This is a genomic window from Acinetobacter sp. DMC2, from assembly GCF_056314305.1.
In genome coordinates, this window is record NZ_JBQUYP010000009.1 from 1 (window position 1) to 14,031 (window position 14,031).

The 14,031-nt window shown below is 37.0% G+C and carries 12 protein-coding genes and 1 pseudogene; 12 read left to right on the forward strand and 1 reads right to left on the reverse strand.

All coding sequences use genetic code 11. The features are described from left to right. Positions 1–278: 278 nt before the first annotated feature. The 7 genes from ACT53H_RS17500 (at position 279) to hisC (ending at position 7,119) form a co-directional block, all read left to right on the forward strand. The gene (locus ACT53H_RS17500) at positions 279–1,727 is read left to right on the forward strand and encodes an RNA polymerase factor sigma-54 (protein WP_004794488.1); all 1,449 of its coding nucleotides are present in this window, start codon (positions 279–281) and stop codon (positions 1,725–1,727) included. 165 nt (positions 1,728–1,892) lie between these two features. Further along, positions 1,893–2,231: a ribosome hibernation-promoting factor, HPF/YfiA family gene (gene hpf, locus ACT53H_RS17505; protein ID WP_004641296.1), complete on the forward strand. Its 339-nt coding sequence runs from the start codon at positions 1,893–1,895 to the stop codon at positions 2,229–2,231. Positions 2,232–2,369: 138 nt separating this feature from the next. Continuing rightward, entirely contained in the window at positions 2,370–2,621 is a 252-nt protein-coding gene (gene ibaG / locus ACT53H_RS17510) for a BolA family iron metabolism protein IbaG (RefSeq protein WP_004794487.1), read from the forward strand. A 6-nt stretch (positions 2,622–2,627) separates the two neighbouring features. Then, positions 2,628–3,884, forward strand: coding sequence for a UDP-N-acetylglucosamine 1-carboxyvinyltransferase (murA, locus tag ACT53H_RS17515; protein WP_092711078.1), 1,257 nt, complete (start codon positions 2,628–2,630; stop codon positions 3,882–3,884). Next, on the forward strand, positions 3,884–4,567 hold the full coding sequence (gene hisG, locus ACT53H_RS17520; protein WP_003655841.1) for an ATP phosphoribosyltransferase: 684 nt from the start codon (positions 3,884–3,886) through the stop codon (positions 4,565–4,567). Before murA ends, hisG begins: the two co-directional genes overlap by 1 nt. 106 nt (positions 4,568–4,673) lie before the next feature. Then, positions 4,674–5,963 (forward strand): histidinol dehydrogenase, encoded by a 1,290-nt coding sequence (gene hisD / locus ACT53H_RS17525; protein ID WP_476009764.1) that lies wholly within the window; start codon positions 4,674–4,676, stop codon positions 5,961–5,963. A gap of 70 nt (positions 5,964–6,033) precedes the next feature. Then, a complete protein-coding gene (gene hisC, locus ACT53H_RS17530) occupies positions 6,034–7,119 on the forward strand; it encodes a histidinol-phosphate transaminase (RefSeq protein ID WP_476009765.1) in 1,086 nt (361 codons plus the stop codon). A gap of 3 nt (positions 7,120–7,122) precedes the next feature. On the opposite strand, the gene ACT53H_RS17535 is transcribed toward hisC, so the two are convergent. After that, positions 7,123–8,481: a chorismate-binding protein gene (locus ACT53H_RS17535; protein ID WP_476009766.1), complete on the reverse strand. Its 1,359-nt coding sequence runs from the start codon at positions 8,479–8,481 to the stop codon at positions 7,123–7,125. A 356-nt stretch (positions 8,482–8,837) separates the two neighbouring features. On the opposite strand from ACT53H_RS17535, the gene filA reads away from it, so the two are divergent. The 5 genes and pseudogenes from filA to ACT53H_RS17560 all read left to right on the forward strand — a co-directional run. Then, positions 8,838–9,689 (forward strand): putative pilus system protein FilA, encoded by an 852-nt coding sequence (filA, locus tag ACT53H_RS17540; RefSeq protein WP_443271289.1) that lies wholly within the window; start codon positions 8,838–8,840, stop codon positions 9,687–9,689. 300 nt (positions 9,690–9,989) lie between these two features. Further along, complete coding sequence (gene filB, locus ACT53H_RS17545) at positions 9,990–10,823, forward strand: putative pilus system C39 family peptidase FilB (protein ID WP_032004351.1); 834 nt, start codon at positions 9,990–9,992, stop codon at positions 10,821–10,823. 45 nt (positions 10,824–10,868) lie between these two features. Beyond that, entirely contained in the window at positions 10,869–12,065 is a 1,197-nt protein-coding gene (filC, locus tag ACT53H_RS17550; protein ID WP_174732403.1) for a putative pilus system protein FilC, read from the forward strand. Between the two features lie 12 nt (positions 12,066–12,077). Then, positions 12,078–13,742, forward strand: a complete 1,665-nt coding sequence (gene filD / locus ACT53H_RS17555; protein ID WP_174732401.1) for a putative pilus system OmpP1/FadL family transporter FilD — start codon at positions 12,078–12,080, stop codon at positions 13,740–13,742. A gap of 17 nt (positions 13,743–13,759) precedes the next feature. Then, a pseudogene (locus ACT53H_RS17560) lies at positions 13,760–14,031 on the forward strand (putative pilus assembly protein FilE); the annotation flags it as partial.

Genomic DNA, 14,031 nt, shown 5'->3' on the forward strand with positions numbered 1-14,031 from the left:
TTATGGGAAATTAATTAATAAATTGATTTAAATGCAGTAAGACCATAAAAAAGGACTCTTAGAGTCCTTTTTTTATAGCGGAAGGAAATTTCGAACCTATTCTAAGTTAAAAATGCGCTTCTAAACCGACCTCTTAATTAGCTAGGTATCAAAACTTTTCATTAAAAAAATCCACTTTTTCTTCTAGAAATTTCATACCAATATATATGATAAATAGAAACTATATGTTATAAATGTTAAGTAGGCATGATTTTTGCTTGTTTAATGGAATCTAAAATATGAAATTATCTGTTGGGTTGAAAGTTGCGAATTCTTTATCGTTAACACCTCAATTACAGCAGGCGATTCGTTTGTTACAGCTTTCTAGCTTAGAGCTTGAACAAGAAATTCAAATTCAACTAGATAGTAATCCTTTACTTGAAAAAATAGAAGAAGAATCATTAACAGATAGCCTATCTGCGTTAGAAAGTAAAGATTCAGATGATTTAACAACTGAATTAAATGCCAACCATTTGCCTGATGATTTACCAGTCGATACAGATTGGGATGATATTTATACTCATCAATCAACAGCATTGGCTACTCCAGAATTTGAAGAGCGAGAGGATAATCGTCAAGTTCAATTATCTCTAAAGGAACATATTTTAGAACAAGTTAATCTTTTGCACTTTTCTAAAATAGATCAATTAATTGCTTACTGTATTGTTGATGCATTAGATGATAAAGGTTTCTTAGATGCTGAAATAGAAGAAATAATTTTAGCTGCCCAACAATTATTAAATGAGATGGATATCGAGGAAGATATTGAAGAAGATGAGGTTCTAGTTGTCTTAAAGCATATTCAACGACTTGACCCACTAGGGATTGGTTCACGTAATTTAGCGGAATGTTTGAAAATACAGCTCGAATTCCTACCGAAAGATGTTGAATATTTAAACGAAGCAAAGAGCTTATTGCAATATTATGAGCTTTTGATAGCAAATGATCTAAATAAATTACTCAAACAAACGGGTTTAACAAAAGATCAATTAAAGTTTGCAATCAATCTTTTAAAAACATTGAAACCCTATCCAGGTATGGATTTTGATAAACAAGAGTCAGATTATCAAATCCCAGATGTAGTTGTTTCCAAAAAAGATTTACATTGGCAGGTCCAACTAAACCCAGATGTATTACCTAAATTAAGAATTAATTCTTTTTACTCCAGTATGATTCGTAGAGCAGATCAGAGTGAAGATAATCTATATTTGCGTAACCAAATGCTTGAGGCGAAAAACTTTATCAAAAGCATTGATGAAAGACATAAAACACTATTAAAGGTAGCATCTTGTATTGTGGAGCATCAGAAAGCTTTTTTGGAGATCGGTGCAGAAGCAATGAAACCATTGGTTCTTCGAGATGTTGCTGAAGAAGTAGAGTTGCATGAATCTACAGTTTCTCGTGTAACAACAAATAAGTATATGCTTACCCCACGTGGCCTTTTTGAGTTGAAATATTTTTTCTCTAGCCATGTAGGTACAACTGCTGGTGGAGAGGCTTCTTCCACTGCAATTCGTGCAATGATTAAAAAACTCGTAGCAAGTGAAAATCCGCGTAAACCTTTGTCAGATAATGTAATTGCTACATTATTGAAAGATGAGGGCATTGAAGTAGCAAGAAGGACGGTCGCAAAATATCGTGAATCGTTACATATTCCTTCATCGTCTGAAAGAAAAGTCTTGATCTGAATTTTGAAGTATGGCTATTCTAGAGGTTCATTATGACGAAATAATGAAATTTTAATTTCACCAAGAGGAGCTGCTAAAATGGTTTAATTGTCCTAATATTTTTTGATAGCATTAAATCGTTTTAGTTCTTCTTTAGATAACCTAAAAAAGGTGAGGGATAGAATTATGCAAATAACGATTCGTGGACATCATTTAGCAATTACACCCGCTATAGAAGAAAATATTAAATCAAAGTTTAATCAATTGACGAAACACCTAGATCAGGTGAATAGTATGCAGATTAAATTAACCAAAGATCATCAAATTGATAAGCGCTCACATAAGGGCAGTTCAAATCATGTTGCAGAGGCTATTGTAAGATTGCCGGGGATTGAGTTGTTTGCTCAGGCAACCGCTGATGATATGTATACTTCAATTAAAAAATTGACAGAAAAATTAAAAAGACAATTATTAAGATATCGAAAAATGCAATGTACTTATTCGCAAGTCACTGTTTCTGTTTAATAAGTTTTGTTAATTTAAGAGAGGCTTGAAAGATAGCCTCTTTTTTATTGATAAAATATAAACACGTACTGAATTCTTGGAAAAAGTTATAGTAAAATACTCCGTTTTACCCCTTAGGTTGTGTCAGAGGTCTTTGCAATGAATAGTGAACAGCTCACTCAAATTTTAAAAGAAGCTTTCCCTGTAGCGGAAGTAGCGGTGAGCGGACAGGCCGGAAAATTTGACCTCCGTATTGTGGATGATCAATTTGAAGGTAAGCGTACAGTGGCTCGTCAACAATTAGTTTATGCACCATTAAATACTTATATTGCAAGTGGGGAAGTTCACGCGGTAACAATTCGTGCAATGACCAAAGATGAATGGCGTAAAGCAAGCCTTTTCGGAGCTTAAATATTAATGGATAAATTTTTAATTACGGGTGGTGTTAAGCTCGAGGGCGAAGTGCGCATTTCTGGTGCTAAAAATGCTGCTTTGCCATTACTTGCTGCAACTATTCTTGCAGATTCTCCAATTACAATAACCAATGTTCCAAATCTTAAAGATGTTAATACTTTGGTAAAGCTAATTGGTGGATTAGGGGTAACAATTGGCTATGAAAATGACACAGTAAAAGCAGATACCTCTACTTTAGATAATCAGTTTGCACCTTATGAGCTGGTAAAAACAATGCGGGCCTCAATTTTGGTTTTAGGACCATTATTAGCGCGTTATGGTAATGCTAAAGTTTCTTTACCTGGTGGTTGTGCGATTGGTTCAAGACCTGTGGATCAGCATTTAAAAGCTTTAGAAGCTTTGGGTGCACATATTGAAGTTGAAAATGGTTATGTCCATGCTTCTGTTGATGGTCGCTTAAAAGGTGGTGAAGTTGTTTTTGATATGGTGACTGTTGGCGGTACCGAAAACATCTTAATGGCAGCAGCATTGGCAGACGGTGTTACAACTATTCGTAATGCAGCACGTGAACCTGAGATTACTGACCTTGCTCAAATGTTAATTAAAATGGGCGCAAAGATTGAAGGTCTTGATACAGATACTCTTGTTGTAACTGGCGTAGAAAGTTTACATGGCTGTGAATATGCCGTTGTTGCTGATCGTATTGAAACAGGTTCTTATTTAGCTGCTGCTGCAATTACGGGTGGACGTATAAAAACAACTCATACGGATCCGGCATTGCTTGAGTCTGTTCTGGATAAGTTTGAAGAAATGGGTGCTGAAGTCACTCGTGGTGATGACTGGATTGAACTTGATATGATGGGTAAACGTCCTAAAGCTGTAAGTTTTAGAACTTTGCCACATCCAGAGTTTCCAACTGATATGCAAGCACAACTGATGGCTGTAAATGTTATTGGCCGTGGATTTGCGACAATCTCTGAAACGATCTTTGAAAATCGTTTTATGCATGTTCCTGAGTTGTCACGAATGGGCGCTAATATTCAGGTGGAAGGTCACGATGCTGTCGTAACAGGAGTTGAAACCTTACAGGCAGCGCCTGTTATGGCAACAGATTTACGTGCTTCATTCTCTTTAGTTCTAGCTGCTTTAGTTGCAGAGGGAGATACATTAATTGATCGTATCTACCATATTGACCGCGGTTATGAACATGTCGAAGAGAAGCTTCAAGGTTTAGGTGCCAAAATTAAGCGAGTAAGTTAATGAATGATGTAAGAAACGATGATCCTAATTTTGATGTGATGGGTAATTTTGATCATGGTTTGACCTTGGCATTGAGTAAAGGGCGTATTTTAAAAGAGACGTTACCTTTATTGGCTACAGCGGGTATTAATTTACTCGAAGATCCGGAAAAGTCTCGTAAGCTCATTTTTCCTACTACGCATAAGCAAGTACGTATTTTAATTTTACGTGCATCTGATGTACCAACCTATGTAGAAAATGGTGCAGCAGATATAGGTGTGGCGGGTAAAGATGTGTTGATGGAACATGGTGCTCAGCATGTCTATGAGTTACTTGACCTGCAAATTGCTAAATGTAAGTTAATGACTGCTGGTAAAGTAGGCATGGAGCATCCAAAGGGTCGTTTAAAAATTGCCACGAAATATGTCAATCTTACACGTCAATACTATGCAAGCTTAGGTGAGCAGGTTGATGTTATTAAGCTCTATGGTTCTATGGAGCTGGCACCTTTGGTTGGTTTAGGTGATTACATTGTAGATGTGGTCGATACTGGTAATACTTTAAGAGCAAATGGTCTTGAGCCATTAGAAGAGATTTGCAAAGTGTCTTCTCGATTAATTGTAAATAAAGCCAGTTTTAAACGTAAACAAACTTTGTTAAATCCAATCATTTCACAGCTTGAGCAAGCTGTTCAATCGCGTTAAAAGCAATTTCCCATCATGCTTTTGCAATAGTTAAGCCAGATGATGCCCACAAGCGCTTAGAAAAAGAGTAAACTTACTTTTTCTTTTTCGCCTTGTGGGTAAATTGATGCGACGTTTATCGACTCAAGATCAGAACTTCAAACAGGTTTTTGCTGAGCTTTTAGCATTTGAAACCGTGAATGATCTTAATTTAGTGCAAACAGTAGATCAAATTATTGCTGATGTTCGTCAGCATGGTGATGATCATGTTTTAAAGCTTACTCAACAGTTCGATCGACATCCTGCGCATCAATTTTCAGATTTAGAATTATCTCAAGAACAACTTAAAACTGCTTTTGATAATTTAAGCCCAGAAATTCGTGATGCTCTAGAGTTGGCAGCAAAGCGTATTCGTACATTTCATGAAGCTCAGAAACAAGATAGCTGGACTTATATAGATGACTTGGGCAATACATTAGGGCAAAAAGTGACGCCTTTAGACCGTGTTGGTATTTATGTGCCAGGTGGTTTAGCCTCTTATCCATCTTCAGTTCTAATGAATGCTGTACCTGCTCATGTTGCTGGTGTACCTGAAATTATTATGGTTGTTCCAGCACCGAATGGTGAGTTAAATCCATTGGTTCTTGCCGCAGCTTATCTTGCGGGAGTTAGCCGAGTATTTACCATTGGTGGGGCGCAAGCTGTAGCAGCTTTGGCTTATGGTACTCAGACAATTCCACCTGTAGATAAAATTACTGGTCCAGGGAATCGCTTTGTAGCCGCTGCTAAACGTGCTGTATTTGGTCAAGTCGGCATCGATATGATTGCTGGACCTTCTGAAATTTTAGTATATGCAGAAGGTGAGAATAATGCAGATTGGTTGGCTATGGATGTTTTATCACAAGCTGAACATGACACAGTGGCTCAAGCTATTTTTATAACTCCAGATGAAGCTTTGCTTAATGCAGTCGAGTTGGCAATTGAAAAGCATTTAAATGAATTGCCAAAGGCAGATATTGCTCGAACTTCAATTGAAAACCGTGGTGCTTTGGTATTAGTCAAAGACCGTGCAGAAGCAATTGATTTGATTAATCAGGTTGCACCAGAGCATTTGGAGCTGTGCTTGGATGACGCCGAAGCAATGAGCGAACATATTCGTCATGCTGGAGCAATTTTCATGGGACGTTATACACCTGAAGCAATCGGTGACTATTGCGCGGGTCCAAACCATGTATTGCCGACATCTGGAACTGCTCGTTTTTCTTCTCCTTTAGGTGTTTATGATTTCCAAAAACGTTCGAGCCTAATTATGTGCTCGAAAGATGGAGTTAAAACGTTAGCTAAAACAGCCGACATATTAGCTGTCCAAGAGAACTTAGATGCCCATGCACGCTCAGCTCGCTATCGTTATCAATAAGCTTATAAACCTTGTAGTTTTTTAATTATTACTCAGGGCTGATTTTCAGCCCTTTTTTGAGATAAGACCCATGACTTTATCTACAGCACAAATGCGCTTTTGGAGTCCAGAAGTTCGTGAATTAGAGCCTTATGTTCCTGGTGAACAGCCTAAAATTCAGAATTTATTGAAACTTAATACGAATGAAAATCCATATCCGCCATCACCAAAAGTAGTTGAAGCAGTTCAAGCTGTTTTAACTCAGCAAGCTGATGCATTGCGTTTATATCCAGACCCAGATGCTACAGCTTTAAAGCAAGCAATTGCTAAGCAACAGAATATTGAGATTTCTCAAGTTTTTGTGGGTAACGGCTCAGACGAAGTACTTGCTCATATTTTTAAAGCATTTTTCCTTCAAGATGAACCGATTCTTTATCCAGATATTACTTATAGTTTTTATCCAGTTTATAGTCAGTTCTTTGGAACAAAAACTAAAGAAATTCCACTCAATGAGAATTTCGAGATAGAAGCTAAGGACTATATACAACCAAATGGTGGGATTGTTATTACAAACCCTAATGCACCAACCAGTATTGCAATGGGGTTGCCAGATATCGAGCAAATCTTAAAAGCAAATCCAGATCGGGTGGTGGTGATCGATGAGGCTTATGTTGATTTTGGAGCAGAATCCGCAGTTGGTCTCGTAAATCGCTATGAGAATTTGGTTGTCTGTCAAACAACCTCAAAATCTCGTTCATTAGCTGGTTTACGCGTTGGTTTTGCAATCGCTCAGCCACATTTAATTGCAGCGCTTGAAGCTGTCAAAAATAGTTTTAACTCCTATCCTATTGACCGTTTTGCAATTGCAGCCGCGGTAGCTTCTTTTGAAGATCAGGCTTATTTTGAAGAACACTGTCAGAAAGTTATTTCTAGTCGTGAAAAGCTAGTAGATGACTTAACTGCTTTGGGCTTTAAAGTTTTACCTTCTAAAGCGAACTTTATTTTTGCTTCACACTCAGTCCATGATGCAGGCAAACTTGCACAACAATTACGTGAACAAGGTATTATTGTGCGTTATTTCAATAAGCCTCGTATTAATCAGTTTTTGCGTATCACAGTGGGTACTGATGAGCAGAATATGCGTTTAGTGCAAACGTTAAAACAAGATATTCTTTAAATTTTAGTCTGCTGTGCTGTTCATCAAGTTCAGCATAGCAGAAATTTTATCAAGGCTTTCTTGATATTCTGCTTCTGCATTTGAGGCAATGGTAATACCACCGCCAGCCCACAAAGAGAGCTGATTTTGATATTGTTGAAAACTACGGATAAGAATATTCCAGCGGCCTGTTCCATCAAAATTGAAATAGCCCAATGTCCCGCAATATGCACCTCTTGCTGCTTCCTCTAACTCTTCAATAATCTGCATTGCCCGAATTTTCGGAGCACCTGTGATTGATCCTCCAGGTAAGGCAGAGAGCAGCATTTGCATAGGATTAACATCATCTTTAAGGGTCGCAACAATCTCGCTTACCATGTGATGTACTTGATTAAAACTTTCAATCTCGAATAATTGCGTTGTTTTTACGGACCCTGTATTGGCATAAATGCTCAAATCATTACGTAATAAATCAACGATCATGACATTCTCTGCCTGATCTTTTTGCGAGTTTTTTAAGGTTTGTTTTGAAATAAAATCTTTTTCGATATCTTCATATCGAGGCATGGTTCCCTTAATAGGTCGTGTCTTAATTTGTTTATTTTGATTGAATTCTATGAAGAGTTCAGGAGAACAACTTAATAATTCAAATTGATCTAATTTTAAATAACCTGCATATGGGGCATTAGTAAGGCTCCATAAATCTTCAGCTTTATTTAATAAAGATCCTTTGAAATTAGCTTTAAATTCTTGGGTTAAATTAATTTGATAACAATCCCCAGCTTTAATGTATTCTTGTATTTTGTTAAAAGCCTCGAAATATTTTTCTTTAGACCATCTTGGCTGAATAGAAGTTTTTAATTCAAATATATTTTTAGATTTATTTGAATTGGGAATCTCTAACTTCTTTTTAATATATTTAAATAGGTCTAATGCATTTTCTTCATCACTAAAAAAATACCACTCATTATCTATATATTTTAAAAAAGAACGATATTGACCTAAGAATAAAGACGGTTGTATATGGGCTTGAGCACTAATAAATTGATGGGCAGCAAAATCATAACTAATAAAACCGACATAGCCGCCGTTAAAACTTATTATTGATTTAGTATTATTGATTTCTTTTAATTTATTTTCTTTTAGTTGAATAAAATCTAATAATTGGTTCGATTTTAATATATTTTTATATTCATTAAAGTTCTGACGTTGAAATACTATATTATTTTTATTCTGAATAAGAATGTATTGTTGAGGGAGAAAGCCAATAACAGGATTGTTATTGTCATTTAAATAAATGAGTCCAGTTAATCCTTGTAAATTTTTTAAAATCTCGGCAGTACTTTTACCATGTAATGAGATTTTTTTCTTTAACTGAGACATTTTTAAATAACAGAATAGTTAATGAGGGAAATATTAGTTTACTACAACTTGCGGATCATCAGGGAGAAGACTTAGAAGAGAGGTACTTTTTGTTGATAAAATAGTCGAATTTTAGAGTGGGATTGGTAGGGGGCGTTAGAGTTAAAAGCGAAATAAATTGAGTGTACCGTTTGTCGGGTAGTTGGCAAAAAATGCACAACACTAGTTGAACAAAAAGTAACGTAGATGTAATTTAGTAATTGCTAAGCAAAACTACTCAAGGATTGGAAGTTTCGGTTGCTATATAAAGAAAAATGCAATTTGAGACAATGAGAGTGGTTAAAGTCAAAAAATAAATGCTCTTGGGAGAGTGCTCAATGAAAATGTTCACTAAACTTGCTTTAGTTTCTTCTTTAGCTATCAGTGCAAATGCAATGGCAATGCAGTCAATGGACGATGCTGCACTAAGCGCTGCTACAGGTCAAGATGGTATTAACATCGGTATCGCTTTAGGTTCTGGCGGTATTTCTATCGACAAATTATTTATTCATGACAATGATGGTCTAGATCCTGCTACAGGTATTACAGGCGCAGCAGCAACTGCGGGTGCAATTGTAGTAAGCGGAGTAACAGTTAATCAAGTAGATCCAACAACGAATCTATTAGACCTTAAAATTGATAGTGTGGGTGCTTCAGGTACAAATGGCGCGTTTTTAAATGTTGCTGCAAATGTAGGCGCTGTTGATGTACATGTAGGTTCTGTGGGTGTAGGTACTTCTGGCACATTAAATACGACTACTGCTGTACGTGGTATTACTGAAACTGCTCCAACTGAAATTTTATCTGGTTTAGATTTATCTTTAGGTGCAATTTCAGCGAATGTACAACTTGGTGCTACTCCACAAGGTGCAATGATCAAAGTAAATTCAAGCTTACAAGGCGGTTTAACTTTATCTAACTTTGGTATTAACGACGCTGCAGGTGGCGGTCAAATTGTTCTTGATAAAGTTATGGTTCGTGGTGCAGGTAATACAACTGGTGATTTAGACGTAAATGCGAATATTTCAGTTGTACCAACGGGCTTAAAAATTCAAAATAATAGTACTCAAGGTATGAATGTTTATGTACAAGGCGTACATTTGGGTTCTAATACTGCTGCTTCAATTGGTGATGTTGAAATCCAAGGTTTAAATGTAGGAACTTCTACAATTACAATCTCAGGTCATTAATCTGAGTATTAAATTAAAAAGCGCGTTTAATACGCGCTTTTTTAATTTATTAATTACCTAATTTTATTATATGTAAAAATATTTTTATTGATCAAAATAAGTTATTAAATTTAAGAATCAAATTAAATTAAGTATAAAAGTCTCTCTATTTTTATAAAACTAAACGTTCATCAAAAAAAAGTAAAAAAAGGCTGTTTTTTTCAAAAAAAAAAGGTATCTTCAACACACAGGGATGTAGAGCTATTGCTCTAAGAATAAAATGAATAAGGCCAGTTAGGCCACCATTTAGAACAAGTGCTTATGTTAGAGATTGCTTTAGGCTCAGCATTGATATATTACTTTGCGACAGAAGCCTTCGAAATAGAAAAAAAGCCACCGGGAACTGTTTATTATACAGAGACCGCCGATTCACGTAATTTATCTTTTCGCCGTAATCATATTGAACCAGTTCAAATTAAACCAGCTGTAGAAGATCAGTTCCGAGGTATTGTTCGACAAGCTTATGATTATAGCTGTGGTTCAGCCGCTCTTACTACGCTTTTAAATGGTTATGTGGGCACTAGTTTGACTGAACAGCAGACCATGAGCGGCTTACTACAGTATGGCGAATATCAACGTATTATTGAGCGTCGAAGTTTCTCATTACTTGATATGAAGCGCTTTGTAACTGCTATTGGTTTAGAAAGTGGGGGTTATCGAGGGGAGTTTTCTGATTTAGTCAATCTTGGACAACCTGCAATCGTTCCAATTTCTTATGCTGGTTTTAAACATTTTGTCGTATATAAAGCTTATAAAGATGGAAGAGTCTATGTTGCTGATCCTGCATTAGGGAATATCAGCTTTGATGAAAATCGTTTTAAAGAGGTTTGGGATAATAATACATTATTCGTTGTTTCTGTTCCTGAATCTCAACGTAAAGACCTACTGGCATTAAAAGACTCAGATATGCGCCATGTGGAAGATGCAACTGTTAACCGTTATGCCTTTGTGGATGTGCAATATCCAACATTCAATTATGACCGTTTAGCAAATAAAGCATCAACTATGCGTAGGGTACTGGATAAAGACCCAAATTCTGCAACCTATAATCAGCCAATTGAAACATATATGCGTCTTTACTATAAGCGTAAATAATCAAATATGAATTGAGTAAAATAAATACATTAGGTGGGAAGAAACATGAATAATCGATGGATGAAGATGAGTGTGTTGGCATTAAGTATGGGTGCCATTACGGGTACACTTTATGCAAATGACCAAGTTGCACAACAAGCAGATGTACAAAATACTGCAGCTGTTTCTGAGGCGAGTACAACAGCAGTAGTAACATCAACAGATTCAGTTCAAGAGGAGAGTACAACTCCAGCTACAGACGTTGTAACTACTGTACCTGCTCCTGTTGAGGCAACAAATACTGGAGCTAATCAAGCTGCTACTGCTTTACAGAAAAAAGAAGGTGATGCGACTCAAGAGACAAATTTGCAAGAAGTATTTACTTCAAATGAGCGTCAATATTCATTGATTAAAAGAGGCGTATTTTCAGCCTATTACGATCTCGATTATACCTATTATCGCGATACTCGAATTGATTTAGCTTTGGCTGATAATTCATCTCAACTCAACCGATTACGTATTGAAGAAGATGCGAACCATACTTTAACGAATAGTTTTACCGTTCAATATGGTGTATTAGATAACTTAACATTATCTGCAACTGTTCCTTTCGTTGCTAAGTCTGAAATTGTTCGAGATACAACTGCAGCGGGTTTAGGTGATATTTCTTTAGGGGCGCGCTGGGAACCTTTCCCCTTAAAGCAAGGCCGTTTGCCATTGGTGTTATTTGGGAACCTATCAACAAAAACTGGGGATAGCCCTTACGAAATTGGTTTAGATGAGCTTTCAACAGGTAAGGGATATTACTCTGTTGGAGTGGGAGCAAGTACCCGTAAATATATCGATCCAGTGGTTTTATTTGCCTCGGCGTCTGCCAATTATGGTTTTAAAGAAACAGGTTTAAATCAGGCGCGTGGTAGCGGGGCTAAGGGACCAAGGAATTTAACGTCTTTTGATCCAGGCATTAGTGGTGGCTTCTCATTTGGTTTTGCTTACTCATTTAACTATGACGTGTCATTGACCATGTCATATCAACAAAGCTTTAACATGGATGCTGAGTTTGAATTTAATAATGGAGATGAATCATATAAGTCACCAGACCAAAGTAGCGCAATGTTGTCCTTTGCTTTAGGTGTACGTGTTTCACCTGAAACAATTGTCAATGGTACAGTTGGTATTGGTTTAACTGAAGATGCACCAGATGTTTCGCTTGGTCTGTCTTTCCCGCTAGATTTTATAGGCTTTGGCAAAAAAGCAAAATAAGGAGATAGGCAGGTGAAATATCCTAAATTATGTCCTTTAACGGCGGCAATTGTGATCTCCGGTTTTTCTAGCTTTGCCAATGCTCAATTAGGACAAAACCTAGCTGTTGATATTCGTTCACTATCGATGGGAAATGCTGTAACTGCAGATCCGCCTGGTATTAGTGCAATTCACTTTAACCCGGCGGCTTTAGCGAAAATTGATGGGTTACAGACAGATGTGCAAGGAATTTTAGCGAACTTTGATATTCAGCGAGAGTTCTCGGCACCTCCTGGTTATAACGTTTTTGGCTATTCAGATGACCCTCTTGTTTGTAATGATGGTCCAGAAGTTGCAGCTAATATTTGTACTGATTTTAAGGGGCCTGTACGTGGTGATGTTGAATATGCCAGCTTATATGTACCGATTCTAAAAAAAATGGTTGATTTGGGAGCTGGTTATCCATTAGCTGCTCCAACTGCAGGAATTGCTTATAAACCTCCCGGCTCAAAGTTGACCTATGCTACAGCAATTTATGCACCTTTAATTGCAGGTTTTGGCGCTGAAAATGGTAACGCTGGAAACTTCATGGGACAGCAGGTGGCTGTTGAGCGGATTACTTATTTGTCTCCATCTTTTGGCTATCAAGTAAATGATCATTTATCGATCGGTGCTTCAGTTGGTATGTCTTATAACGCTCTTGCTATGAAAACCGATTTGCGTTTTCCCAATGATATGATTGGGGTATTGCGTATGGTTGATGATGTAGTATGTGGGCCGTTCAAAGACAATAACGATATGATCACTAATCTATTGTTATTTGGTTTATGTAATACTCAAGAAGGGATGGACCCTTTTAAGAAAATGGGATCACTGCAAGTTTCTATGGAGCAGTCTTTAAGCCCAAGTTATAACTTAGGCTTAATGTGGGAACCGACGGACGATTTTGGCTTTGGTATGGTTTACCAAAGTGCAGCTAAAATGCGTATGAAAGGGAAATACCTAATTAATAATGCTAAGGCTCCTCAAGAATTAATTAAAGGCTTAAACTCATCAGCTACAGGTCAGGTTTTAGCTGCTATTCTCGGTTTACCGGGAAATGTACCAAACTCTGAGTCTGGTTTGGCCGCGATGGACTTGGAATATCCTGCACATTTTCAAGCAGGGATTAAATATAAAATATTCCCTGATTTACAAGTTAATTTTGACGTGGGTTGGACAGATTATTCGGCATGGGATAAGTTCAAATTTGAATTTGATCGACAGATTACCTTACTCAAAGTTGCCAAACTTTTATCAAATGATGTGACAGATGCTTCTTTAGGATTACCTTTAAAGTTTACTTCACCATGGAGTTGGGGTATTGGTTTAGAGTATTCGGCAACAGATCGTTTGAAGTTACGTGCAGGTTATGAACCTCGTGCTAGTGCTATTCCCAATGATAAACGCAACACTATGATTCCAATTAATAATGCACAATTATTTGGTTTGGGTATTGGATATCGTTTTGATGCAGATACAGATTTGGATCTTTCAGTTGGTTTCTTACGTAGCCGCGATAATATTCCAGCAGGGACTAGTACCTTATCTAATAAAACAGGAGTTGATAATATCCTGTTAAACCCTTATGCCGGTTTGGATGTTAAAACCAATACCAAAGTTACAGTACTCGGGTTAAATTACAGAACAAAATGGTAAAATTAAATTGCGAACGGATGTCTCGACCTAGATTTGCTATTGCGATTTTTTTTGTTGCAATAGCAAGTGTTTCTGTATCTTATGCAGACGGTTTTTATACGATTATTGGTCCTGATGGTCGACCAATGATTGTTCCGAGTAAAAGAGTGGAACAAACTGTTGCACCGTCTAAAGTATTAACACATCCAGAGATAAAGACGACTCGTCCAGAACAGCAAGTTTTGCCAGAAACATCCTTAAAATCAAAAGATTTGCCTAAATTAGTTAAAAAGTCTTCTAATACTGCACC

What these genes read in the sequence shown, in the direction of transcription:
- ACT53H_RS17535 (WP_476009766.1), bottom strand. Translation starts at nt 8,481, where the DNA reads ATGTCTCAGTTAAAGAAAAAAATCTCATTACATGGTAAAAGTACTGCC.
- hisD (WP_476009764.1), top strand. Translation starts at nt 4,674, where the DNA reads ATGCGACGTTTATCGACTCAAGATCAGAACTTCAAACAGGTTTTTGCT.
- hisC (WP_476009765.1), top strand. Translation starts at nt 6,034, where the DNA reads ATGACTTTATCTACAGCACAAATGCGCTTTTGGAGTCCAGAAGTTCGT.
- ACT53H_RS17500 (WP_004794488.1), top strand. Translation starts at nt 279, where the DNA reads ATGAAATTATCTGTTGGGTTGAAAGTTGCGAATTCTTTATCGTTAACA.
- ibaG (WP_004794487.1), top strand. Translation starts at nt 2,370, where the DNA reads ATGAATAGTGAACAGCTCACTCAAATTTTAAAAGAAGCTTTCCCTGTA.
- hpf (WP_004641296.1), top strand. Translation starts at nt 1,893, where the DNA reads ATGCAAATAACGATTCGTGGACATCATTTAGCAATTACACCCGCTATA.
- murA (WP_092711078.1), top strand. Translation starts at nt 2,628, where the DNA reads ATGGATAAATTTTTAATTACGGGTGGTGTTAAGCTCGAGGGCGAAGTG.
- filC (WP_174732403.1), top strand. Translation starts at nt 10,869, where the DNA reads ATGAATAATCGATGGATGAAGATGAGTGTGTTGGCATTAAGTATGGGT.
- filA (WP_443271289.1), top strand. Translation starts at nt 8,838, where the DNA reads ATGAAAATGTTCACTAAACTTGCTTTAGTTTCTTCTTTAGCTATCAGT.
- filB (WP_032004351.1), top strand. Translation starts at nt 9,990, where the DNA reads ATGTTAGAGATTGCTTTAGGCTCAGCATTGATATATTACTTTGCGACA.
- hisG (WP_003655841.1), top strand. Translation starts at nt 3,884, where the DNA reads ATGAATGATGTAAGAAACGATGATCCTAATTTTGATGTGATGGGTAAT.